This window comes from Rhodococcus sp. ARC_M5 (assembly GCF_022810405.1).
GTDB classification, from domain to species: Bacteria; Actinomycetota; Actinomycetes; order Mycobacteriales; family Mycobacteriaceae; genus Rhodococcoides; species Rhodococcoides navarretei.
In genome coordinates, this window is the sequence record NZ_JALGQE010000001.1 from 191,764 (window position 1) to 215,825 (window position 24,062).

Consider the following 24,062-nt stretch of genomic DNA (forward strand, 5'->3'; position numbering starts at 1 on the left):
GATCGCTCTCCGAAACCGACGCGACTGCGAGTGCCCGTATGAAGTTCGTGATGCCCTTCAACGGGAGCCGCGGTGATGTGACGCCCGGTCTGGCGCTGGGCGTCGAACTCTCAGATCGCGGGCACGAGGTGGTATTCGGCGCACCGCCGAATCTGCTGGACTTCGCGCGCACGACAACGGCCGAGTGCGACCCGATACGTGTGGTGTCGTTCGGCCCGGACACCCAGCGCCTCTTGGAGTCCGAGCTGATCAGGGTGCGTATCAAATCACGCAATCCGCGGACCAGGTTGGCAGCGCTGGCCGAGCTTGCCAACTACGGCTGGGACCGAATGACAGCCGAACTCGAGCAGATGGCCGAAGGTTGCGATGCGGTCGTCACCGGTTCGCTGGGGCAGGAAATGGCCTTCAACATGGCCGAGTCTGCGGGCAGTGCTTTTGTGGCACTGCACTATTGCCCACTCCGGCGCAACGACGTCGTGCCCGTGGTTCCGGGAATCACCCTGCCGGGCCGGCTCAATCGATCGATGTGGGCATTGGCAGAGTCGATGCGCTGGAAGTCGATGAAGACCCGAGAGAACGCGCAGAGAGTGTCCCTCGGAATGGCACCGACCGGCGATTCGTTGCCCGTTCGCTCCGAACGCTACGGCGGGGTCGAGATTCAGGCCTACGAGTCGGCGCTGTTCCCAGGGCTCGCCGAGCAATGGGGACCGCTTCGTCCGTTCGTCGGATTCCTCGGCCTGAGCAGTGGACGCTTCGAGGCCGATCCCACGCTGGAGGAATGGCTGCAGGCCGGCTCGGCACCGGTGTATTTCGGATTCGGCAGCATGCCTGTTCCCGACCCGGCCGCCCTCCTGCGCATGATCGAGAACGTCGTGGAAAGACTCGGTGTTCGTGCTCTCGTCTGTGCCGGCTGGAGCAACCTCGTCGGTGCCGATTCTGTTGCGACTCGGACGAACTCCAGCATCAAGATCGTGGATTCGGTCGATCATGGGACTGTTTTTCCGCAGTGCCTCGCCGCGGTGCACCACGGCGGCGCGGGTACGACGGCGGCCACTGCGCGGGCGGGTCTACCGACGCTCGTGTGTTGGTTCAGCGCCGATCAGCCGTACTGGGGAACCGCTCTACGACGGATCGGAGCCGGAGCCAGCACGAAGTTCTCGACACTGACCGAATCCGTGTTGCAGCAGGCCATTACCGATATCACTACCGACCGCGCCAGGCAGGCGGCGCGTCGACTCGCCGACGTCGTTGCCCCGACCACAACGGCGGTGGCTGCAGCTGCCGACATCGCCGAAGCCGCCGCGCGCGACCGCTGACGCAGTCACCAGAAACGCGCGGACAGCTCCCATCGAGCGAACGCCTCGGTCAGGTGTTCACGCAGGACGTCCTCGTCGGCAAAGCGATCGGGATCCATGGCGTGCACGGTCACGGTCACGCTCGATCCCGTCTCGCACACCCAGGCCGTGAGACCACCGTCGAGCGACCGGGCGAATGCGGCATCGGCTCCCGCGAACGTCGCCCTGCCCGAGACTGCACGAGCCCGAACGCCGGCCACCGTGGTGAAGTCCTCGGGGAGGACACCGAGGTTGGACGCGAGCCCTTCGGCACCGTCTCGCGGCTGCGGAACACGCGCAACCACGGCGTCGGGCAGCATTTGGACAAGGGCCTGCGAGATGCCTGTGGGTGCCTGCCCTTCGGCCTGCCTCACGGCGAAAGCGGTGAACGCCGCCTTGCTGATCGACCGAATCGTCGTCAGGTCGCGGTCCGAGGCGTCGGTGACGGGGACGTCGATCTTGACGATCTTGGTGGCGTTGGAACGGGTGTCGGCCGGGGTGCGGTCACTGACCGGCAGAGACCACTGCACCGAGTCGCCGATCGAGGCACGTCCGGCGTTCCCGGACGCTGCCGTCAGGACGGCGATGAACAGCGAATTGGACGTACCACCCCATCGCTCGGCGGCTGCGGTCCAGGCACCCGCGTTCACCTCTGCCACGGCGTGAGGTGATACCCAGTCGGAGTCCATCGCGTCGGCGGGCACCTGTGACCGGGTCGGGCGGGATCGTGGGACGACCGCGTCGGGTTCGGTTCGGGTCGGGATCGGCAGTGCGTCGGCGGCGGCGTTCACCAGCCACCCAGCGACGGACCACGCTTGCTCTGCGGCGTCTCTGAGGTCCGAGCCGATGGCTGCGATGCCGTCGGCGTCAGGAGCCAACCGGCCTTGTTTCGACCGGTTGTTCGCAGCACGGACTGCTTCGATCAGCGCACCGCCGTCGGCGACCATGTGCGACGCGACCAAGGACACGACCGTCCCGCCGTTCGACACCGGTGCCGCCGCCAGACGCCATCCGAGACCGGTTTCGGGGTCGATGTCGGGATCGAGACGGCCGTCGGCCCACGCCGGTATGTCGGCCTCGTCGATGAACTGCGAGTGAAAGTCCAGTGAATGGGAGACGGGTGATCGCACCCATCGAGCACGAGCAGTCGGCACTCTCGAGGAGACCACTCGGCGCGCAAGCAAACCGTCGGACAGGTTGTTGCGTAGATTTTCCAGGTCGTCGCGCCGGACGGTTTCGTCGAACCACCACAAAAACTGGTTATAGACGGGATATCCGATGCCGTGGTGCATTCTCAAGAATAGGTGATCGGCAAATCCAATTCGAGTCACGCGCCGAACGTACTACATCTCCGACACCGAGGCAGCGGTGAGAATTCGCCACTTACCACGTATTAGCAATCGACAATAGGTGCAGTGATATGCACGCCGAATTGTGCCCCGCATCATGTTCGGCCCATCCAGTGATGTGGCTCGTAGTCCGTCGTCCGAGCCGTGCCGCACCACACTCTCCCTGTGAACATTCATGAAGAAGACCAGCAGAAACAGTGATGCAGTCGTACGATAGGACAGTCGGGGCGTCTTCGGCAGGAGATCCGGGATCGACAGGTCAAGACGCTCGACAGTGAGAAGTATTACTTTTACGCGTAGCGAAATAATTTTGGTTTCGCCCTATCGTGTGTTCTGGACTCACTTCGGGTCGACGGCAATGACGTTGTTCTTTCAATGATGAAAGCAGCAATCCAACAGCAAACACATAAACGACGAGTCGACGCGACGGGCACCGCTCCGCTGCTTTACACGCGCGGCTCAACCGTAATCGGACACTCAATACCGAACGAACGCCGAACATCGCTGACCGAGCCCGGAACGGAAGAGGACTCCCATGGAATACACCGAACTCGCCGACTACCCCCTCCCCGCCGGTCGCCTGACCGAGTGGGTCCCCCGCGTCGACGACGACCGCTGGGCGCCGGACCCCCGCGGCCTGTCCTTCACGCACCAGGACCATTGCGAGCGCAGCGCACCGGGCTCGTGGATCGGCACGGTGTTCGAGATTCATCGCCGCTACGACGTCGAGGCAGTGCGCGCAACGATCGCCGCATACATGGCTCGCCACGAGGCGTTTCGCACCAAGGTTCGGCGCGACGAGGAATCCGGTTCGTGGCTGCGCCACACCGCTCCGGCAGATGCGGTGCAGGTGACCGATCGGGCACACACCGAACCCCGGACCGAGACTCAGGTCTTCAGCCACCTGCACTCCTGGTTCGGCGAAACCGTGTCTCCGACGGCGTGGCCGCACTTCGTCCTCGCCACCATCGAACCGGACGACGCATCCCGCGCTCTGGCGAACGGGCCGGGAGAGTCGTTCCTGCTCGCGTTCGCCGCCGACCACTCGGTGATGGACGCCTACAGCCAGATCTATGCCATCAACGAGATCGACCGCCTGTACGCACACGCCCTCGACGGCATCGACCCGGAGTTACCCGAAGTAGGTAGCTATGTCGACTTCAGCCAGTCCGAGAGGACTCTCGGCGAGACGCTGACCAGCGACCACAGTGCAGTGCGCACCTGGCAGGAATTTCTGTCGGTGGAGGACGGACGCTTCCCCGCCTTCCCACTGCCGGTGACGGTCGACGGGGCACCCGCTGCCGCCGATCCAGCTGCTCAGAGCAGCATCTCGTCGTGGTTGCTGACGTCCGACCAGTCGGATGCCTTCAACTCTGCGTGCCGTACCGCCGGGTACAACATGCAAGCCGGAATACTCGCGGCTCTCGCCTTGACGAACTCGCGCCTGTCCGGCCGCTCGTCGTTGCGCACCGTGATGCCGATGCACACCAGAGACGAGCAGAAGTGGGCTGCGTCGGTCGGGTGGTACGTCGGCATCCTGCCCATGGAGATCGAGCTCGACAACGCTCACACCTTCGGGGAGGCACTCGAAGCCGCGGCAACTGCGGGCGCGGCCAACAAGGGTCTGGCACGTATGCCGTACTCGAAGATCGCCCAGATCCTCGAGTCGACGGAGATTCCCCGATTCGTGGTCTCGTACATCGACCTTCGGTTCCTTCCGGACGCCGCGCAGTGGCAGGGCCGCAAGGGCCGGGCTCTGCGAAGCAACTGCCACGCCGACGACGAGGTGTACTTCTGGGTCAACAGGACGCTCGAAGGCCTCAACATCTCCGCGCGCTTCCCCAGTTCGGATGTTGCATCCACCAACGTCCACCGTTTCATCACCGAGTTCGTCGCAGTGTTGACGGCGGTGATCGACTCCGACTGCGGTGCCGATACGGTGCTCACGTCGGCCTCGCAGTCGGTGGTCGTCGCCGCAGAGTGAGCCATCGAATCGGGCCGCGGCCCCAACCGAAAAGGATGAAGCGACGATGATCATCACCGCAATGGGCAGGTGGAATCCCGCTCCCGGCCGTCTGCTCGAGTGGCATCCGACGGCGGCGGCCGAAGCGATCGCCGCTGCGGCACCGGCCGATTCGACTCCGCCGTCGTTTCTCCAGGAGGACCATCTGAAGGCGGCCTGGGCGGCACGCGAACGCGGCGATGTTCACACCGCCTACACCGGGGTCGCAACCGAGATCGACGGTGACGTGGACACGGACGCGATGAGCCGCGCGCTGGCCGCCTACGTAGTGCGTCACGAGGGCCTGCGTTGCTGGTTCGAGATCGAGAACAACACCGTCGTTCGACATCTCGCCACCCCCGAGGTAGCCGCGTTCGAGGTGTCGGACGCCGGTCATGCGACTGACGACGAGCAGTTCCAACGCTATGTGCGCCAACGGTTCTCGTCCGAGGCAACCGCGGACGTCTGGCCCGGGTTCGTCGTCGGTGTCGTCGCCAGGCCCGGTAGCTTCACCCTGCACTACGGTGCCGACCATGCGTTCACCGACGGCGGTTCGCAGGCATTGGTCATCAGCGAATTGGCCGATCTGTACGCCCTCGAGACCGGAGCACAGGTACCCGAACCTGCAGAAGCAGGTAGCCATCTGACCTACGCCGCCGACGAACGGGCACGAGCGGCAACATTCGGGTCCGATGCTCCCGAAATCGCCGCCTGGCGAGACATCTTCACCCGGCACGACGGCCGGATGCCCCGATTCCCACTCGACCTCGGGCTCGCACCCGGTGAGAAAGCCCCGGTTCGCATCGTCGAACGTCACTTGCTGGACAAGGACCTGACTGCCGCATTCGACGCCGCATGCAAGGCCGCCGGGGCCCGGATGAGCAGCGGCATCTTCGCCGCCGTCGGGATCACCGACTTCGAATTGGCCGGTGCCACCGACTACTTCGGGATCACCGTACTGAGTACCCGGCACCACGGTGACTACGGACAGTCTCAGGGGTGGTTCGTCAATTTCGCTCCGGTCGCGTTCGAGGTGGCAGGACACGACACGTTCTCCGACGTCGCGGCCCTGGCGCACCGAGGCTTCGAGGAGGCCAAACAGATCGCCGAGGCCCCGGTGCACGCCGTACTCGGCGCTCTGGCTGCCGACGGCACTCTGGGTAGCGAGCTGGCGGTCAGCCCGAACATGCTCTCGTACATCGACTTTCGCTGGTTCCCCGGCGTCGGGCGAGACGCCGACACACGCGCGAAGCACTTCACCGGAGAAGGTTCGACGTCCAACGCATCGATGTGGATCAACCGAGACGGTGAGCACCTGTATCTGGTGGCACAAACCCCCGATACCGAGGTCGCCGCCGCTGCGGTGCAGCGATACCACGACCACCTCGCGCACGTGCTGAACACCATTGCCCGCGAGGGTGATTACGACATCACGCTCGACCATCTCGTTCAGGAGCCGGCCGGTGCGGGTCACCTCGATCACTGAGTTCACCCCGCGTGCGGGTGCGCTGATCGAGTTCACCGCCGTCGTCACCGGCGATCCGCGACCCTCGCCCATTCCACCGTCGTTCAACCAGCTGTTTCACCTGGGCGATCTGGAGAAGGCCGAGCGCGTCTGGATCGCCGGGTCCTTCGATGTCCAGGGCAGCATCGATATCGAAGCACTCGGGTGGTCATTCGAGCGTTTGATCGACCGCCACGACACCCTGCGCAGTGCGTTCGTCCGCAGAACGGCAGGGGTCGAACGGACGCTCTACGAGCCGGGTGCCGTCGAGATGCGGCAGTCCACTCGATCCGCTGTCGCGTCGGCGTCCACGCTTCGGGATCAGCTCCGAAGCGCACTCCAACTACACTGTGATGCACGGCAATTCCCGTCGTACACCTGTTTCGGCATCGACCGGCCGGACACCTCGACCGTGCTGTGCGCATTCGACCACGCCAACGTCGACGCCATGTCCATCGCCGTGGTCGTCGACGAGATACACACCCTGTACGACGCCCACCGTCGCTGCCCGTCGAGACCGGACGTGGACCTGCCTCCGGTAGGTGGGTTCGTCGAGTACTGCCGCATCGAGGCAACCGAGCCGCGCGTCGATCCCGCGGACGAGCGCATGGTGCGGTGGGCGAACTTTCTCACCGAGTGCGGGGGCACCACGCCGCGTTTCCCCTTCGACCTCGGCCTCGCCGACGGTGACGCCGCGCCACAGGCAACGGCGCTCACCCCCGTGCTCGATGCGCGGCACACCCTCGAATTCGAGCAGCTCTGCGCCGGATCGGGAGCCGGCATGTTCGCAGGCGTCGTCGCTGCCATCGCGCAGGCCGGTGCCGCCATCGGCGGACCGAGCCGCATGCCGTTTCTGTTCCCGCTGCACACCCGCCATCAGCAGAAGTGGTCGCGAGCCCTGGGCTGGTTCACCACCAATGCCCCCATGACCGTCGAGGTCGGAACCCACCTCTCCGACACGATCACCGCCGCCCACAGCGCGTTTCGGGCAGCACTGCCGTTGAGCACCGTCCCGATCCCCCAGGTGTTGGCCAATCTCGGCGATGCGTTCACGCTGTCGCGTCGAGACGTGTTCATGGTGTCCTACATCGACTACACGAGAATCGACGGACACGAACTCTTCGAGGACTCGAACGCACACCACATCAGCAATGCCACGGTGTCCGACGACGCCCAGTTCTGGGTCTCCCGCACCCCCTCGGGACTGGCCCTGCGAGCACGCTTCCCCGACACACCCACGGCACGCGCGGTGATGGCCGCGTTCACCGCCGAACTCGTCGCCCTCATGCGGGCCTGCACAACGAAGCCCGACATCGCTGCCCTGACGCCCTGACGAACCGATTCCGCATAGGATCGACAGTGCAGTCCGTTCACCCCCGGGCGGGCCGCGAGCCGAATATCTTCCGTAGGAGCCGATACGTGCCTGTACCAACCGATTCCAACGCAACGTTCGCCGACTATGCGCATCCGGATCGTCTCGTATCGACCGAATGGCTGTCCGCTCATCTCGGCACCCCCGGCCTTCGCGTCGTCGAATCCGACGAGGACGTGTTGCTCTACGACGTCGGCCACATCCCCGGTGCCGTCAAGATCGACTGGCATCTCGACCTCAACGATCCGGTCACCCGCGACTACATCGACGGCGAGCAGTTCTCGACACTGATGAGCCGCAAGGGTATTTCGCGAGAAGACACCATCGTCGTGTACGGCGACAAGAGCAACTGGTGGGCCGCGTACGCACTGTGGGTGTTCACCCTCTTCGGCCATCAGGACGTCCGTCTGCTCGACGGAGGTCGTGACGCCTGGCTGTCGGAGAACCGTGACACCACGCTCGATGTCCCCGAGTTCCCCGCAACCGACTACCCGGTAGTCGAGCGTGACGACGCACCCATCCGTGCGTTCGCCTCCGACGTGCTCGGCTCGCTCGGCACCGTGCCACTGATCGACGTTCGCTCCCCCGCCGAGTACACCGGCGAGCGCACCCACATGCCCGACTACCCGGAAGAAGGCGCGCTGCGAGGAGGCCACATCCCCACCGCCGTGAGCATCCCGTGGGCCAAGGCGGCTGCACCGGACGGACGCTTCCGTTCCCGCAAGGAACTCGACGAGATCTACTCCGACACCTCCTCGACCGACGAGGTGATCGCCTACTGCCGCATCGGTGAGCGGTCGAGTCACACCTGGTTCGTGTTGACCCACCTCCTCGGATACGACTCGGTTCGCAATTACGACGGCTCGTGGACCGAATGGGGCAACGCCGTTCGCGTCCCGATCGCCAAGGGCGAGGAGCCCGGATCGGCTCCGGCGGCTCGATGAGTTCCCTTCCGGAATCGCTGGCCGAGATCGTCGAGGACTTCGCCGCAGTGGAGGGCCAGGACAAACTGCAGCTGCTGCTGGAGTTCAGTCGCGAACTGCCTCCGCTGCCCGAGCACCTGGCCCAGGATGCGATGGAACCGGTGCCGGAGTGCCAGTCTCCGCTGTTCCTGTCGGTCGACGCGGGAGATCCGGCGCGGATCCAGTTGTACTTCAGCGCCCCGCCGGAAGCGCCGACCACGCGGGGGTTCGCCTCGATCCTCGCGCAGGGACTCGACGGTCTCAGCGCACAGGAGATCCTCGACGTGCCGGACGACTTCTACTCGGCGCTGGGGCTGAGCGACGCGGTCAGCCCGCTACGACTGCGCGGAATGTCGGCGATGCTGGCGCGGATCAAGCGTCACCTGCGTTGACGGGCGACGGTAGCGCGCCGTCGTCTTGATCGATACAACGGGTCGTCGTTAGACTCCGCGGCAGGGCTGCAAGGGCCCTGTCCCCCGATGCGTACGACGAAGGTTGGTTGCTGCCGATATGGAGTTCACGGAGTTGGCGGACTACGCGGTTCCCGCGGGCACGCTCACCGAGTGGATACCCAGCGTCGGCCCGCAGGCCCGCACGCCGGAAGCGGCAGGGTGGCGGCCCGACGCCAGGCCGACGTCCTACGTCCACGAGGCACACCTGCGGACGAGCCTGAGCAGTCCTCGTCGCGGTCGTGAGTCATGGCTCGGCGCGGCCTTCGAGATCGCGGGCCCCTTGGACAAGCCTGCGTTTCGCCGGGCAGTTCTGAACTGGATAGACCGGCACGAGGCGATGCGTTCGAGCGCGTCGATCGACGAGGTGACGGGCGAGATGACGCGGGTGACCGCCGCACAGGGAGCTATCGACATCTGGCAGGTCGAGCAGGAGCGGTGCGCGCAATCGAGCGAGGTCTTCGAGCACCTGCAGTATCTCTTCGACGAGTTCACCTCGCCGTTGATCTGGCCGGCCTATGCCTTCGTGACGCTCGAACCGGTGGACGAGACGCGTCCGATCACCGTGTTCTTCGCAGCGGATCACTCGATCATCGACGGGCTGTCCACGGTGCTGGTGGCCCACGAGATCGCTGCTCTGTACGGAGAAGAACTCGGCGGTGCGCCTGCCGCCCTCTTCGAGGCCGGCAGCTACCTCGACTTCGGTTCCTCCGAACGCGAGAGGAATGCGGAACTGGAGCATTCGCACGACGCTGTGCGGATCTGGCGGGACTTTCTCGTCGACGGCGACGGCGAGCTACCTGCCTTTCCCCTCGACATCGGTGATCCGAGCCCGGACGATCTGCCCCAGGGCGGTTTGTCCGCGTGGGTGCTCGACCCCGATCAGGCCGACGCGTTCTCGGTCGCGTGCCGCAAGACCGGGCACAGCCTGTTCGCCGGTTTGCTCGCAGTGCTGGCCATCACCGGTTCCGAACTGGGCGGCGGCACTCGCTTTCGCACGGTGACTCCGGTCCACACCCGGGACGAGCCCCAATGGGCATCCGCGCTGGGTTGGTTCGTCGGACTGTGCCCCATATCGTTCGACATCGCCGGCACGGACTCGTTCGGCTCGGTGGTGGCAGCGGCCTCGGCCGAGGTGAAGAAAACCAAACCGATCGCCCGCGTTCCTCTGGATCGCGTGTTCACCACTCTCGGCTACTCCGCCCGCCCGCGTTTCGTCGTGTCGTTCATGGATGTCCGGTTCGCACCGGCCGCCGAGCACTGGCCGGACTGGAACGCCCGAGCCCTGCGTAGTAAGCAGTATCAGCACGACGTCTACATCTGGATCAATCGCACACCGCAGGGAATGAACATCGCGGCGCGCTACCCCAACACCGAGCAGGCAACCGCGCGGGTCCACGAGTACGTCGGTGCCTTCCGCGCACTGTTGACCGATGTCGCGGACACCGGGACGGCCCGGTTCCCTGTCGCGAGCGACGAGCGCTCCGATATCGGGCATCTCGACTCCGGTCAGATCGCTACCAATCAGTAGCCCCCGGCGGCTCGCCACCGATGCACTGCAGCTGTGTGGACCGATTGCAGCGATGACAGTGCCGGTGCTTAGACTCCGACGTGACGTTCGCAACGATGCACGCGAGAAATACATCCGTAGGAGGCTCAGTGCCCAGCCATGCCAGTGCTCAGATCACCAAGGTTCTTGTCGCCAATCGTGGTGAGATCGCGGTGCGGGTGATCCGGGCGGCCGCCGATGCCGGGTTGGCCAGTGTCGCTGTGTATGCCGAGCCCGATGCCGATGCCCCGTTCGTACGCCTGGCCGACGAAGCCTTCGCCCTCGGTGGGCAGACATCGGCGGAGTCGTATCTGGTGATCGACAAGATCCTCGACGCCGCCGCCAAGTCCGGTGCCGACGCCATCCACCCCGGCTACGGATTCCTCTCCGAGAACGCCGACTTCGCCCAGGCCGTGATCGACGCCGGACTGATCTGGATCGGACCGTCCCCCCAGTCCATCCGCGACCTCGGCGACAAGGTCACCGCCCGCCACATCGCCGCCCGCGCGAAGGCACCGTCGGTCCCCGGCACCTCCGAACCGGTCAAGGACGCCGACGAAATCCTCGCGTTCGTCGACGAACACGGCCTCCCCATCGCCATCAAAGCCGCATTCGGTGGCGGCGGGCGCGGCATGAAAGTGGCCCGCACCCGCGAAGAAATCCCCGAACTGTTCGACTCGGCCACCCGCGAAGCCGTCGCCGCATTCGGGCGTGGGGAATGCTTCGTCGAACGCTACCTCGACAAGCCACGCCACGTCGAAGCCCAGGTCATCGCCGACCAACACGGCAACGTCATCGTCGCCGGTACCCGCGACTGCTCCCTGCAACGCCGCTTCCAGAAACTCGTCGAAGAAGCCCCCGCCCCGTTCCTCACCGACGCCCAACGCAAAGAAATCCACTCCAGCGCCAAAGCCATCTGCCTCGAAGCCGGCTACTACGGAGCCGGGACGGTCGAATACCTCGTCGGCCAAGACGGCCTCGTGTCGTTCCTGGAGGTCAACACCCGACTGCAGGTCGAGCATCCCGTCACCGAAGAAACCTCCGGCATCGACCTCGTGCTGCAGCAGTTCAAGATCGCCAACGGCGAAGAACTGTCCATCACCGAGGACCCGGAACCACGCGGGCATTCGTTCGAGTTCCGGATCAACGGCGAAGACGCCGGCCGCGGGTTCCTGCCCGCCCCCGGACCGGTCACCACCTTCACCGCCCCCTCCGGCCCCGGAGTGCGTGTCGATTCCGGTGTCGAATCCGGCAGTGTGATCGGTGGCCAGTTCGATTCGATGCTCGCCAAACTCATCGTCACCGGAGCCACCCGCAACGAAGCCCTCGCACGCTCGCGCCGCGCGCTCGCGGAGTTCACCGTCGACGGGTTGGCGACGGTCATCCCGTTCCACGCTGCGGTGGTCTCCGATCCCGCGTTCATCGGCGACGGCGAGTCGTTCGCGGTGCACACCCGCTGGATCGAAACCGAATGGGACAACCAGGTACCCCCGTTCACCGCCGGCCAGCCGATCGACGACGACGACGCACTACCCCGCCAGTCCGTCGTCGTCGAGGTCGGGGGCCGACGTGTCGAGGTCTCCCTGCCCGGGGAACTGTCCCTCGGCGGCAACAACGGCGGGAATGCCGGTGCGGTGCGGCGTAAACCCAAAGCCCGTACCCGCGGCGGTGCCGGAGCAGGAGCCGCCTCCGGAGACTCGGTCACCGCACCGATGCAGGGCACCGTGGTCAAAGTCGCCGTCGAAGAAGGCCAGGAAGTCGCCGCCGGTGACCTCGTCGCCGTCCTCGAAGCGATGAAAATGGAAAACCCCGTCAACGCCCACAAAGCAGGCACCATCACCGGCCTGACCGTCACCGCAGGCGACGCCATCACCCAAGGCACCGTCCTCGCAGAGATCAAATGACGTAGCGATGTCCGAGCTTCCGGAAATTCGGATCGGTACGGCCGATCGGGAGAAGGCCCTCGAGGCACTGAGCCTGCACTTCAGTGAGGGGCGGCTGACTGTGCCCGAATTCGACGAGCGCAGCGCCGTCGTTGCTTCGGCGACGACGCGTGGGGAGATCGACAAGGTATTCGTCGATCTCCCCGCTACTTCGACGTCGCACACACCCGCCCAGCTCGGGAAGTCTCCGGCACCGGCCGAGGGCGGTGCCGGAATCGATTGGCGCGCAGTGGTGATGCCCCTGGTCATCTTCGGTTCACTGGCATTGTTCTTCCTCACCGACTTCGATCAGAATTGGCTCTTCTTCCTTCTCATTCCCCTCGCCGGTGCCTTGCTGTCCGCAGGCGGTCACTCGAAGAATTCGAAGAAAAAGAAGAAGGATCGTTGAAGGCGCTTCTGTTCGATGTGTTCGGCACGGTGGTCGATTGGCGCACCAGCGTGGCCCGCGAGGTCGAATCGGTGTGTGGTTCCGACGTCGACAGCCATGCATTTGCCGACCGCTGGCGCAGCCTGTATCAACCGGCGATGGAACAGGTTCGATCGGGCAGTCGACCGTTCACCCGACTCGATGTACTGCATCTCGAGTCTCTTCGAGTCGTACTGTCGGAGTTCGATGTTCGGCTCGACGACAGTGATGTCGCATCCTTGAATCACGCCTGGCATCGGTTGGATCCATGGCCGGACTCGGTGCCTGGGCTCACCCGGCTCCGCACCGAATTCATCGTCGCTCCGCTCTCCAACGGAAACATCTCGCTGCTGCTGGACATGGCCAAGAATGCCGGACTGCCCTGGGATGCGATCCTCGGCGCGGAACCGGTACAGGCGTACAAGCCCATGCCCGACGCGTATCTCCGCACCGCGGACATTCTGGGTGTCGAGCCGAGCGAGTGCATGATGGTGGCCGCACACAACAGCGATCTCGCTGCGGCCGCGGACTGTGGCTTCGCAACTGCATTCGTCGCCCGTCCACTCGAACACGGGCCGAGTCAGACTGCCGACCTCGTTGCGGAGTCGGACTGGACCTACAGCGTCGACTCGATCGAGTCTCTCGCAACGCAATTGGGCTGCTGACAGCACCTGTCACGTCAGCGGAATCAGCTGGTGCGCGATCCACGCGTCCACATCCCGGTGCGAACGGAAGCGAACAATCGTCAGCTCTGGGCAGCGCACACTCAGTCGCTGCACCCGCTCGGTCGTCAACCGGTAGGTGCTCCAGGCCCACCGGACGATGTACTCGCGATCGAAGAAGATTCGGTGCAACGGCGGTTCGATGTTCCCGTTCCACAGCTCCTGCCTACCGAACCTACGACGGAGTGTGCGAACGATGACCTGCCGGATGATTGTTCGACGCGGTAGGTCGAGCCACAGGAACAGCTCGGCTCGATCGGCGAGACGGTCACGGACGATGTTGTACTGCCACTCGGTGACCCACGACGGGCGTGCAAGAAACTCGTCGACATCGCGCTCGAACGTCGGACGCGGCGTCCAGTTCGGGCCGTGGAACAAGCTGTCGATCTCGACGTGTTCGATGTCGAGCAAGGACCCGATGCGAGCGGCCAGCGTGGTCTTTCCGGAACCGGATGTCCCCGCGACGACGATCCTCGCGGGGCGACGGGACACTGCATCGTGCGGTCCGAGAATCACGGAGAAGACGGTAGCGAATCGTGGGAACCGATAGGTCGTCGACTACGTCGAATGATTGCCACGATCCCGACCATCAGGGGCAACTGCAGAAAAACGATGGCGTTGAGAGCGTCGTTCGGAAGAGGCAGGTAATCGAAGAACTGGGCCGTTCCGGTCACGATGAGCACCAGGTAGGACAGTTGCATCGACAGCATGTGCCGTCGCACCCAACCCGCTCGAGAGCGCCCGAACACGGGCTGCCACCACCCGAACAGCACCAGCGCGGCCGTCAGGATCGACACTGCATGAAACACGCTCCAGCCGCCCCGCAGGTCGGTGATGAAGAACGACGACGCGACCATCACCAGCAGGGCGACGCCGTACACACGCCCCCAGCGCCGGTGACGCGGCGTCCCTTTGCGCGCGAGCAGAATCACGGCCCCGAGCAGAACCGACAGCAGCGCGGCCGAGATGTGCAGCACCGTGATCGGCATCGGCCACCACCTTTCGCGGCCTCGACGCTACCGAATCGAGAGCGACGAGCGTGCTGTACCCGACTGGTTGCGCCCGCTACGGTTGGGCGTTCAGTGCCAGGATTGCCTGCGCCATGTTGTTCACGAACTCTCGACGTGGCATCTCGGGCAGCCGGTCGAGTGAAAGGTACGGGTTCAGGTCTTCGAGCTCGACCAACAGCAGCGCTCCGTCGGCGGTGCGGCATGCGTCGACCCGGGTGATTCCGTGGTCGATGTCGTTCCAGTCGACGAATCGTTGCGCGAACTCTTCGTCCTGAGCAGTAGTCGAGTACGGCTCCAAGTCCCAGCGTCGGCCGGGGTCCGGAGCGTACAAGGAGTATTGCAACGTGCGGTCGATGAAGTAGAACGACACTTCGTACACGAAATCGATTCGCGGCTGAATCAGGCTGCCCGGCTCTGCTTCCGATAATTCGGCGCGCTCGACATGACGCATGCCGATCGAGTCGGCACCCCATTTCGGTTTCACCACATAGGTATTCACCTCGGGTAAACGCGAGACGTCCTGCGGGTCGTCGACGGTAGGGATGACCGGAAAACCATCTGCGAAAAGATCGACCAGGTACTGCTTCCCTCGCTGGTCGCCTTTCCCGGTGAGCTGGGTGAAGACCCTCGTTCCGTTCTCGCGCGTACGACGAGCAAACGCGTCGAAAGCATCCTGGTAACCCAGCACGGGCCCGGAGTTCCGGACCACGACAACATCGAAGGCGTCCATCAGCGCACGCGCTTCGAGTGGATGACACAGCGCAATGTCGACCCACTCGCGGAGCTGTGACGACAGAAAAATATCTTTGTCGCAATAGCGTCGGCCCTTCGACAGATACGCCAGGTCGGTGACGAAGAGAACGCGTGGGCGGGGTGCATGCATCGGGCAAATCCTACCGGTCTCGAGACGTCACGATGTTCGCTTGCGGGCCAACAGAAATGCCTGCGATGTCGACTCGTATCCCATCGGAGCTCGATGCACGCGCACGTCCACCTCGAAGTCTGCGTCGACGAGCATGCTCACGACCGCGTCGGGGTCGAGTCGGTATGCGTCGTACGAGACCGAATGTCCGTAGACATGTTCGAGCCGCACTCGCTCGTCGCCGGACTGAAATGCCAGTAGCAGTGGACCGTTCGGCCTCAGCACTCGATGCAGTTCGGCGAACACGGCAGGCAGGTGCGATGGTGGAGTGTGGATGATCGAGTACCAGGCGACGATCCCCGCCAGGGTGCTGTCCCCCGCGTCCATTACCTCCATCGATCCGACCTCGAATCGCAGGTATGGGTGTTCGCGCCGCGCGACCTCGATCATGTTGGGCGACAAATCCATTCCTGCTACGTCGACGCCGAGACGGTGCAAATGTTCGGTGATGCGGCCGGTTCCGCATCCCACTTCGAGAACGCCGCCGCTCGACACTCGGTCCGCGAATGTCGCCAACAGTCCGTGCTCGAGATGTCGCCCGTCGAGTTCGTCACGAACGAGGTCGGCGTAGCTCTCGGCGACGGTGTCGTAGGCGGCCCTCGTCATCGAAACATGCTGCTGCTCGGTCACAATGGCTACGGTACCGGCTCACCCGGCGTCGGCAGGTACGAGTGCGTCAGCATCTCGAAGAAGTGCCCGGTCGGGTCGCGGAAGTACACTCCGCGGCCACCGTGGTCGGTGTTGACAGTGCCGGGTTCGGTCATCCGAGGATCGGCCCAGTGCTCGACGCCCCGGTCGACCAGCCTGGTGTAGGCCGCGTCGAACAGATCGTCGCTGACCCGAAACGCATAGTGCTGAAACTGAATATCATCGAAAGGGGGCTCGGCGAATTGAACGAGCGTGCCGTCGGTGAGTTGGACGTTGACGAACGGCCCCCATGACGGCGCCTCTGGCAGTGCGAACACGTCGCGAAAGAATGCCGCAGAATCGGAACTGTTCTTCGCAACGATGATGGTGTGATCGAACGAAATGGACATGCGCTGCCTCCTGGGCAGTACGACGCCTCCATGCCTGACGCAGTCCGTCATCGGCACGCGACGCTGCCGACGATGCTCGCACGGACCCCGAAACGGAGTCAACCGGTGACTTCGCGGCCCCGATTCGGTCTTCTTCGATGACAGCATTGCCGAGGAGAGGAACCCAGCATGGTCGGTCGACTTCTGTTCGTTCACGGTGCCGGCGGATTTCTCGACGACGCGGAGCTGGCGCACGGGTTGGCTCGAGCTCTGCGCCTCGACCTTCGGATGCCGGAGCTGTCCGACACCGCCATGGGTTTCGAAGACTGGGCCGCGCCGGTTCGGCAGCAACTGGACCAGCTTGGACCCGACGATGCGGTGATTGCGCATTCCTTCGGCGCTTCGGTCCTCGTCGGGGTCTTGGCAGAACATCGCCGGGAACGGCCCACACGGGCCACCCTGTTGGCGATGCCGGACTGGACTCCGTGTGGGTGGGACGTGGCCGACTACGCGTTCACCGACCCGGAGCCCGAGACCGACCTGACGCTGGTCCACTGCCAGGACGACGACGTGGTTCCCGTTTCTCATCTGGCGCTGAACTCGAAGGCTCTCCCGTCGGCGACAGTGGTCGAGTTCCCGACCGGTGGTCATCAGTTCGACGGCATGATCGACGCCGTTGCCGCCGAGATCCGCGGAATCGGGCGTCCCCGCGGGGACGCTTTTACTGGTCCCGATCCTCGTAGTCGATGACGAGACCGACTCGGTCGAGCATGCAGGCTGGGTGTCCGCTCACCGATAGTCGTGATCGATTCCCGTTGCCCAGTGCGAACATTCGACGGCAATCACGTCGTCTCTTCCCCGCAGGAAATCCCGGGCACCGGAGTCTCCCGACGCCGATGCCACGGCTGCCTCGACATGTCGACGCGCCAGCACGACCGGATGGCCGGGGCGGCCGTCGAACACTGCCCTGGCGAGGCCGGTTTTCTGCGCTGCGGCGAGTACTGCCTGCACCACCTCGGGTCCGACGTCCGGGGTATCGACCACGTGCACCACCGCGTACTCCGCGTCCGACACCGCCGACAGCCCGGCGGTGAAGGAGGCACTCATACCCTGGTGCCAGTCGGGTGTGTCTACCGCGATCACGCCGTCGGGCATGGGGGCATCCGCCGCGCCCAGCACCACGACCACACGATCGCAGCCGCCGTCGCGCAGTGCCTGCACCGCTGTCCTCAGCCACAGCCCGTCGTGGGCGAGAACTTTGGGCGATCCGTATCGCGTTCCGGCGCCGGCGGCCAGTAGCACTCCGACGGCAACGTCCGACACGATCGTTCCTTTCGCTCTCGATTGGAGTCTTGGATGTTCGCACAACATCCGACTCGAGTACGTCGACAAGTTTGTGCGCGCTCGACTAGCGAGGATAGGCGCGATGACTGATTCTTAGTGCACTTCTCCTGCAGCGTCGCAGGAATCCTGCCCTGTTGCTTCCGCGAGGTGCCCACCCATGTCCGTCAAGCCCACCACACGCAGACGTGTCCATCCTGTCGACGAAGTTCTCCCGGTTCCGAAGCTTGCCGCCTACGGGTTCCAACATGTCGTCGCGTTCTACGCAGGCGCTGTCTTGGTACCGATCATCATCGGCAGCGCGATCGGACTGACCAACGAACAACTGATTCACCTGATCAATGCGGATCTGTTCACCTGCGGCATCGCATCGATCATTCAATCGGTCGGATTCTGGAAGGTCGGCGTCCGCCTGCCGCTCCTACAGGGTGTGACGTTCGCCGGTGTCTCTCCGGTGATCGCGATCGCGATGGCGAACGGCGGCGGCACCGAGGGGTTGCTGTACGTCTACGGTGCCGTCATCGTCGCCGGTCTCGTCACGTTCTTCATGGCTCCGTATTTCAGCAAGCTGCTGCGCTTCTTCCCGCCCGTGGTGACCGGTACCGTCATCACGATCATCGGAGTGGCGCTGCTCCCCGTCGCAGTCAACGATGCAGTGACCAATCCTGCTACTCACGAACAGGATCCGTCCAACGGGCGGTGGATGGCCTACGCGATCGGCACGCTGCTGATCATCGTGCTGATCCAACGGTTCTTCAAGGGCTTCATGGCCACCATCGCGGTGCTGCTGGGCCTGGTGATCGGCAGTGCCGTCGCATTCGTCCTGGGAGACATGAATTTCGACGGCACCTCCGAGGCGTCCTGGATCGGCTTCACGCAGCCCTTCCTGTTCGGTGTGCCCAAATTCAGTGTCGTCGCGATCATTTCGATGATCGTCGTCATGCTCATCATCGCCGTCGAAACCACCGGCAGTGTGTATGCGACGGGTGAGATCGTCGGCAAGCGCATCAAGAAGGACGACATCGCAGCGACTCTGCGCGCGGACGGAGTAGCCACCGTCATCGGCGGTACGTTCAACTCGTTCCCGTACACGGCCTTCTCGGAGAACGTCGGCCTGGTCCGCCTGACCGGTGTGCGCAGCCGGTGGGTGGTGGCCACGGCCGGCGGCATCATGATTCTGCTCGGCCTGCTACCCAAGACGGCAGCCGTCGTCGCATCGATCCCACCCCCGGTGCTGGGCGGAGCCGCGCTCGCCCTCTTCGCGACCGTCGCCGTGGTCGGAATCCAGACACTGTCGAAGGTGGATTTCACCGATCACCGCAACCTGATCATCGTCGCCACAAGCCTCGGGCTCGCGATGCTCGTGACCATTCAACCGACGGTTTCCGAGGGTGTGCCCGATTGGCTGGAAATGTTGTTCGGCAGTGGCATCGTTCTCGGCGCGGTCTCCGCGATCGTGCTCAACGTGCTGTTCTTCCACATCGGCAACCGAGGTCAGGCCGTCGCTGGCGGTCCGGGGAAGGGCATCACCCTCGACACGGTCAACGAGATGTCCGCCGAGGACTTCGCTGCCACGTTCGGCGGCTTGGTGCAGGGCACCCCGTGGGTTGTCGAACGCGCCTACCAGCAGCGGCCTTTCGCCGATGCGCACGGTCTGCGCGAGGCCTTCCAGGAGGCACTGTTGGCCGGCACCACCGAGGAACAGATCGAGCTGATCAACAGCTACCCCGATCTCGGCAGCGAGGACGCCACCGGCACCCTCAACGCGGCGGACCACGTCGGCTTGTCCAACCTGGAGGAGGACGAGCACGACAACATCGTCCAACTCGCCGCCGAATACCGCGAACACTTCGGCTTCCCGCTGGTGATCTGTGCACGGGAGACCGAACGTTACGATCGAGTCCTGGCCAACGGGTGGTCGCGCGTCGAGAACGCACCGTCGGCGGAGCGGTCGTTCGCGATGATCGAGATCGCCAAGATCGCGAACTACCGGTTCGACGATCTCGTGGCCGACGCCAACCCGATCGCGGCCGCGCGGTTCGGGCGCATCAACGACTTCAGATAGCGAGCGAGATGTGCTGCACGAATGGATAGGGCTCGACGGGTTCAATCGGCTCAGTGATCGGCAGGCGATGCATGCACTCTACGAGTGCTGCGCATCGTCGATCTGGGCCCGTCGAGTGGCCCAGGGTCGCCCCTTCGACAGTCGAGACCTGCTGTTGGACAGAGCAGATCGAGTGCTCGCCGAGCTACCCGAGGCGGAGATCGACCACGCGCTCGACGGCCATCCCCGGATCGGCGGTAAGGCCGACAACCCGTCGTCGAAACGTGAGCAGGCTGCGGTGACGACCGCAGGCACCGAGGTACGCGAAAAGTTGGCGGCGAGAAACCGCGCGTACGAGGACAAGTTCGGGCACGTCTACCTGGTGTGCGCCACCGGCAGATCCGCGGAGGACCTGCTCGCTATCCTCGAGGAGAGGCTCGACAACGATGCCGAAACCGAAAGACGGGTGCTCCGCGTGGAACTGGCCAAAATCAACCGAATTCGCCTCGGCCGCATGCTGGGTCCGGAACAGTGACCGGGCTGTCGACGCACGTACTCGACGCCACCTCGGGAACACCCGCGGTGGGAATGCGGGTGCGGCTGTTCCACCCCGAGAAGGGCGAGATCTCCACCGCCACCACCGACGGGGACGGCCGCATCGGGGAAGTCGTACCGGGGCCGATCGATCCGGGCATCTACCGACTCTCGTTCGACACCGGCGACTATTTCGAGGCGACGAAGACACCGAGCTTCTACCCCGAGGTGTCGATCTCGTTCACCGTGACCGATCCCGATGCCCAGTATCACGTCCCATTGCTGCTGTCCCCCTTTGCTTATTCGACCTATCGCGGGAGCTGACATGACCGACCTGACCGGAAAGATCGTCCTCGGATCCAATCAGTACGGCAAGGCGGAGAACCGTGTGGTGCGGATCTATCGGGACTCGCCTCGGCACGAGATCCACGACATCAACGTCTCGAGTGCTCTGCGTGGGGACTTCTCCCCCGCTCACCTGGTGGGCGATCAGTCCAATGTGCTTCCCACCGATACTCAGAAGCAGACCGCATACGCATACGCGAAGACCAAGGGATTACTGCACCTGGAGAGCTACGGCCTCGATCTGGCTCGCCACTACGTCGACGATGTGGAGCCCGTGGACGGTGCCCGCATCGAACTGGAGGAATACGCCTGGGCTCGCGCGGTGATCGACGGCGTCGAGCACGATCACACGTGGACACGCAAGGGTGAGGAGATCCGTACGTCGGCGGTGACCGTCGAGGGCAAGGGCGATGCACAGCGGACGTGGGTGATCAGCGGTTTCAAGGAGATGGTGATTCTCAAGTCCACGGGCTCCGAGTTCCACGGATTCCTCGAGGACGACCTGACAATTCTCGAGCCTACGACCGACCGGGTGATGGCGACATCGCTGACAGCCCAGTGGCGATACACCACCACCGACGTCGAGTGGGACACCGTCTACGCGGGCGTGAAGGCGGCCATGATCGAGCGGTTCGCCAATCTGCAGTCGCTGGCTCTGCAGCAGACCCTGTACGCCATGGGCGAGGCGGTGCTGGAGAAGTATCCGTTCATCGCCGAGATCACCATGTCCGCACCGAACAAGCATCACTTCGTCTACGACCTGGGCAAGTTCGGCATCGAGAACAATCTCGAGGTGTTCAATGCGGACGATCGGCCGTACGGTCTGATTCAGGCAACCGTCGAGCGCGAGGATGCCCCGGATGCCGGAAGTGCCTGGCGGACATACTCTGTCGTCGGATAGAGCGCTGCGCTCACGTATGCAGCGCCGCAGTCCATTCCACCAACGGGGTGAGAGCTCGCCAGGCATCGCGCACCTTCGTCGCGGCCTTGGGTGTCTCCAGCCAGGCCGGCGAGCCGAAATGCTTGCCCGCCGTGAGTGACTTGTGGCGCAGAAGGTCGATGCGCGGGTGGTCGAGCTCGTATCCCCGCGGCTTGGTCTTGAGCTTGTCGCCGCCGATCTCGTATCCGGCCTTGGTCAGCGCCGCCAGTATCCGCTCGAGCTCGGCTCCGCGGACGTCGTCGTCGACGGTGCGGCGGTAGCGGGCAACGCCGTCGGTCGAGGAGTTGTAGAAGCCGCCTGCAACGAACAAGCCGGCAGGGTCGATCTGGACGTAGTAGCCCAGACTGTCGCCGCGAGCGACGAATCCACCCTGATGGGTTTTGTACGGGGTCTTGTCCTTGGAGAAACGGACATCACGGTAGGGGCGGAAGATCTTGGCAGCACCGAACTCGGGTTCGAGTGTCGCGAGCAACGCCGTCATCGGCCCCTTGACCGCAGTGTCGTAGACATCCTTGTGCTCGTTCCACCAGAGCTTGCTGTTGTCGGCTTCGAGGTCCTCGTAGAAGTCGAGTGCCGCGAAGGGTATTCCGGTGAAGCCAGTCATTACTCGATCCTATGCGGCCCCGGTGGCCGACGAACGAGGGATGGATTGAAGCGCGAGATAGACGTCGAGTCGGTCCGAGGTGGAATTGAGGTCGCGACCCAGCAACTCCTCGACTCGCTTGATTCGGTAGCGCACGGTGTTGAGATGGACGTGCAACGACTCGGCTGTTCTGTTCCACGATCCACCGGTGGCCAGAAACTCACGGAGGGTATCGGTCAGACCGGCATCGGTCCGCCGGTCGTAGTCGAGCAACGGAGCGAGAACGTGCTCGACGAACGACCGACGCACGTCGTCGGGCAGAGCCGAGAGCATCGAGACCGCCGACGTCAGTTGCGCACCCGCGGTGACGGTCACCGGGCTCGACCCTTGCCTGCTGACTTCGAGTGCGTGACGCGCCGATCGCAGCGCGCCGTCGATGGTGATTCCGGTCGCTTCGGAACTGACGCCCACGAGCAGACGGCTGTGTCCGATGCCGGAACCCAAGCGGCTCAATCGGGTTCGCAAAGTGTGCGTGAAGTTCGGGTCATCGGTGTTGACGACCGCGACGATGTCGCCGTGCGTGCTGCATCCGACGCATCCGCCACCGAAAGAGGTCAGCGTGTCGCTCAGCACGGTACGCAGCATCTCGCGCAGGTCGATCCGTCCGCTGTGGGCGACCCTGACGACGATCAGAGAACGATCCGGGTCGACTCCTGCCTGACGCAGCCTCGTCAGGGCTTCGGGTCCGGTGCTGTCGGCTTCGATCAACGCCACTGCTTGGTCGGCGATTTCGCGTCGGACCAGCCGTCCCTCCTCGCGTCGAGCACGATCGAGCGCGGCGATGGCCGCGAGTTGGCCGAACGCATCGGAGATGGCGGGTGGGAACGCCGTCATGTCTCCCGCCACCGCGAGGAACCATCGCGTGGTCCGTTGCACGAGCGACGGCCCGATGCCGAAGATACTGTACACACCGCCGTCACTGAGAGTTGTTGTCGTGGGCAGCCTTTCGGAGGAGAGCGCAGCGTCCGTCAGCATGTCCACGTCGGCATCGGAGAACGCCGAGACCTCGGCCACCAGCCGACGTCCGGTCGCCGTGAAGATCAGACACGCCATCCCGGTTTCCCTGGAGGTGTGCAGCGCCAACTCGTCGAGGGCTCTGCCGTCCGCGATCGCGGTGAGCAGCTGCCGTTGCCGGACGAGCGAGGTGTTCAGCGAGGCGATGCGGTCTCCGGTGACACGGCCGACGAGAAACTCGGTCACCTCACCGAACGAGACGGTCTCTGGCACCGCGAGCAGCGGCAATCCGTGTCGCTCGCAGGCGTCGATCAGGTCGGGTGGAATGTGGCCGAGGAGCCCTTCACCGGCGGCCAGTGCCGAAGCCCCCGATTCGGCGACAGCCTGGACGAACATCTCACTGTCAGCAGGCGTTCGATGCCACACGAGACCGGTGATGACCAGCTCGCCGCCGGCGATGTAGCGCGACGGATCGGGCAGATCGGTCGTGTACGTCCATCGGAGCGTGCGGCCAAGGGCGTCGGTATCGGAGGTGAGCAATCGAATGCCGAGCTGCGTGGCGTCGAGCAAGTCCTTGACCTGCACTGCTGTTCCTCCCCCGGCCTTCGCTGAACGCGCTCGAAACAGCTGAGCTCGTAGGTAGAAACAGTATGTGTGTGTTGTTTCCTCCGAGTTTCGGGCGTATCGCCGAACGACCGAAGATCGGTAACAGATACTCACT

General features: G+C 64.3%; 24 protein-coding genes. 15 read left to right on the forward strand and 9 right to left on the reverse strand.

Features of this window, described 5'->3' with window-relative positions; translation table 11 throughout:
* The first annotated feature begins 38 nt into the window (after nt 1-38).
* Nucleotides 39-1,316, forward strand: a complete 1,278-nt coding sequence (locus MTX34_RS00925; RefSeq protein WP_243608125.1) for a glycosyltransferase — start codon at nt 39-41, stop codon at nt 1,314-1,316.
* 5 nt (nt 1,317-1,321) lie between these two features.
* Here MTX34_RS00925 and MTX34_RS00930 read toward each other — a convergent pair whose 3' ends face one another.
* Nucleotides 1,322-2,626: a hypothetical protein gene (locus tag MTX34_RS00930; protein ID WP_243608126.1), complete on the reverse strand. Its 1,305-nt coding sequence runs from the start codon at nt 2,624-2,626 to the stop codon at nt 1,322-1,324.
* Between the two features lie 592 nt (nt 2,627-3,218).
* Here MTX34_RS00930 and MTX34_RS00935 point away from each other — a divergent pair.
* The 9 genes from MTX34_RS00935 to MTX34_RS00975 all read left to right on the forward strand — a co-directional run bounded on the left by MTX34_RS00935 (nt 3,219) and on the right by MTX34_RS00975 (nt 13,535).
* Nucleotides 3,219-4,667, forward strand: a complete 1,449-nt coding sequence (locus tag MTX34_RS00935) for a condensation domain-containing protein (RefSeq protein WP_243608127.1) — start codon at nt 3,219-3,221, stop codon at nt 4,665-4,667.
* A gap of 46 nt (nt 4,668-4,713) precedes the next feature.
* Entirely contained in the window at nt 4,714-6,171 is a 1,458-nt protein-coding gene (locus MTX34_RS00940; RefSeq protein ID WP_243608128.1) for a condensation domain-containing protein, read from the forward strand.
* Nucleotides 6,149-7,522 carry a condensation domain-containing protein gene (locus MTX34_RS00945; RefSeq protein ID WP_243608129.1) on the forward strand — a complete coding sequence of 458 codons (1,374 nt, stop codon included), beginning with the start codon at nt 6,149-6,151 and terminating at the stop codon, nt 7,520-7,522. Before MTX34_RS00940 ends, MTX34_RS00945 begins: the two co-directional genes overlap by 23 nt.
* Nucleotides 7,523-7,608: 86 nt before the next feature.
* Nucleotides 7,609-8,505 carry a sulfurtransferase gene (locus MTX34_RS00950; protein ID WP_243593575.1) on the forward strand — a complete coding sequence of 299 codons (897 nt, stop codon included), beginning with the start codon at nt 7,609-7,611 and terminating at the stop codon, nt 8,503-8,505.
* Nucleotides 8,502-8,915: a SufE family protein gene (locus MTX34_RS00955; RefSeq protein WP_243593576.1), complete on the forward strand. Its 414-nt coding sequence runs from the start codon at nt 8,502-8,504 to the stop codon at nt 8,913-8,915. Before MTX34_RS00950 ends, MTX34_RS00955 begins: the two co-directional genes overlap by 4 nt.
* A 118-nt stretch (nt 8,916-9,033) precedes the next feature.
* Nucleotides 9,034-10,503: a condensation domain-containing protein gene (locus MTX34_RS00960; protein WP_243608130.1), complete on the forward strand. Its 1,470-nt coding sequence runs from the start codon at nt 9,034-9,036 to the stop codon at nt 10,501-10,503.
* Nucleotides 10,504-10,631: 128 nt separating this feature from the next.
* A complete protein-coding gene (locus MTX34_RS00965) occupies nt 10,632-12,425 on the forward strand; it encodes an acetyl/propionyl/methylcrotonyl-CoA carboxylase subunit alpha (protein ID WP_243608131.1) in 1,794 nt (597 codons plus the stop codon).
* Nucleotides 12,426-12,432: 7 nt separating this feature from the next.
* Nucleotides 12,433-12,852: a DUF1707 domain-containing protein gene (locus MTX34_RS00970; RefSeq protein ID WP_243608132.1), complete on the forward strand. Its 420-nt coding sequence runs from the start codon at nt 12,433-12,435 to the stop codon at nt 12,850-12,852.
* Entirely contained in the window at nt 12,849-13,535 is a 687-nt protein-coding gene (locus MTX34_RS00975; RefSeq protein WP_243608133.1) for a haloacid dehalogenase type II, read from the forward strand. Before MTX34_RS00970 ends, MTX34_RS00975 begins: the two co-directional genes overlap by 4 nt.
* Before the next feature lie 9 nt (nt 13,536-13,544).
* Here the strand turns inward: MTX34_RS00975 and MTX34_RS00980 are convergent, their stop codons facing one another.
* The 5 genes from MTX34_RS00980 to MTX34_RS01000 all read right to left on the reverse strand — a co-directional run bounded on the left by MTX34_RS00980 (nt 13,545) and on the right by MTX34_RS01000 (nt 16,561).
* Nucleotides 13,545-14,108, reverse strand: a complete 564-nt coding sequence (locus tag MTX34_RS00980; protein WP_308198453.1) for an AAA family ATPase — start codon at nt 14,106-14,108, stop codon at nt 13,545-13,547.
* The gene (locus MTX34_RS00985; protein WP_243608134.1) at nt 14,105-14,581 is read right to left on the reverse strand and encodes a DUF2306 domain-containing protein; all 477 of its coding nucleotides are present in this window, start codon (nt 14,579-14,581) and stop codon (nt 14,105-14,107) included. The genes MTX34_RS00980 and MTX34_RS00985 overlap by 4 nt, the downstream gene beginning before the upstream one ends.
* A 76-nt stretch (nt 14,582-14,657) precedes the next feature.
* Nucleotides 14,658-15,485: a hypothetical protein gene (locus tag MTX34_RS00990; RefSeq protein ID WP_243608135.1), complete on the reverse strand. Its 828-nt coding sequence runs from the start codon at nt 15,483-15,485 to the stop codon at nt 14,658-14,660.
* A 27-nt stretch (nt 15,486-15,512) separates the two neighbouring features.
* Entirely contained in the window at nt 15,513-16,154 is a 642-nt protein-coding gene (locus tag MTX34_RS00995) for a class I SAM-dependent methyltransferase (protein WP_243608136.1), read from the reverse strand.
* 5 nt (nt 16,155-16,159) lie between these two features.
* Nucleotides 16,160-16,561 (reverse strand): VOC family protein, encoded by a 402-nt coding sequence (locus MTX34_RS01000; RefSeq protein WP_243594870.1) that lies wholly within the window; start codon nt 16,559-16,561, stop codon nt 16,160-16,162.
* Between the two features lie 168 nt (nt 16,562-16,729).
* Here MTX34_RS01000 and MTX34_RS01005 point away from each other — a divergent pair, with 168 nt between their 5' ends.
* Complete coding sequence (locus MTX34_RS01005) at nt 16,730-17,290, forward strand: alpha/beta fold hydrolase (RefSeq protein ID WP_243608137.1); 561 nt, start codon at nt 16,730-16,732, stop codon at nt 17,288-17,290.
* Between the two features lie 39 nt (nt 17,291-17,329).
* Here the strand turns inward: MTX34_RS01005 and MTX34_RS01010 are convergent, their stop codons facing one another.
* Nucleotides 17,330-17,866 (reverse strand): NTP transferase domain-containing protein, encoded by a 537-nt coding sequence (locus tag MTX34_RS01010; protein ID WP_243608447.1) that lies wholly within the window; start codon nt 17,864-17,866, stop codon nt 17,330-17,332.
* Nucleotides 17,867-18,041: 175 nt separating this feature from the next.
* Between MTX34_RS01010 and uraD (MTX34_RS01015) the strand changes: the two genes are divergently transcribed.
* The 4 genes from uraD (MTX34_RS01015) to pucL are packed head-to-tail and all read left to right on the forward strand — an operon-like array spanning nt 18,042 to nt 21,705.
* Nucleotides 18,042-19,946: a 2-oxo-4-hydroxy-4-carboxy-5-ureidoimidazoline decarboxylase gene (uraD, locus tag MTX34_RS01015; protein WP_243608138.1), complete on the forward strand. Its 1,905-nt coding sequence runs from the start codon at nt 18,042-18,044 to the stop codon at nt 19,944-19,946.
* 10 nt (nt 19,947-19,956) lie between these two features.
* Nucleotides 19,957-20,460 (forward strand): 2-oxo-4-hydroxy-4-carboxy-5-ureidoimidazoline decarboxylase, encoded by a 504-nt coding sequence (uraD, locus tag MTX34_RS01020; protein WP_308198455.1) that lies wholly within the window; start codon nt 19,957-19,959, stop codon nt 20,458-20,460.
* Entirely contained in the window at nt 20,457-20,783 is a 327-nt protein-coding gene (gene uraH, locus MTX34_RS01025) for a hydroxyisourate hydrolase (protein WP_243608139.1), read from the forward strand. The genes uraD (MTX34_RS01020) and uraH overlap by 4 nt, the downstream gene beginning before the upstream one ends.
* 1 nt (nt 20,784) lies before the next feature.
* On the forward strand, nt 20,785-21,705 hold the full coding sequence (gene pucL / locus MTX34_RS01030; protein WP_243608140.1) for a factor-independent urate hydroxylase: 921 nt from the start codon (nt 20,785-20,787) through the stop codon (nt 21,703-21,705).
* A gap of 10 nt (nt 21,706-21,715) precedes the next feature.
* Here the strand turns inward: pucL and MTX34_RS01035 are convergent, their stop codons facing one another.
* Both MTX34_RS01035 and MTX34_RS01040 read right to left on the reverse strand, forming a co-directional pair.
* A complete protein-coding gene (locus MTX34_RS01035) occupies nt 21,716-22,348 on the reverse strand; it encodes a DUF2461 domain-containing protein (protein ID WP_243608141.1) in 633 nt (210 codons plus the stop codon).
* Between the two features lie 9 nt (nt 22,349-22,357).
* Nucleotides 22,358-23,926: a PucR family transcriptional regulator gene (locus MTX34_RS01040; protein WP_243608142.1), complete on the reverse strand. Its 1,569-nt coding sequence runs from the start codon at nt 23,924-23,926 to the stop codon at nt 22,358-22,360.
* Nucleotides 23,927-24,062: the final 136 nt, after the last annotated feature.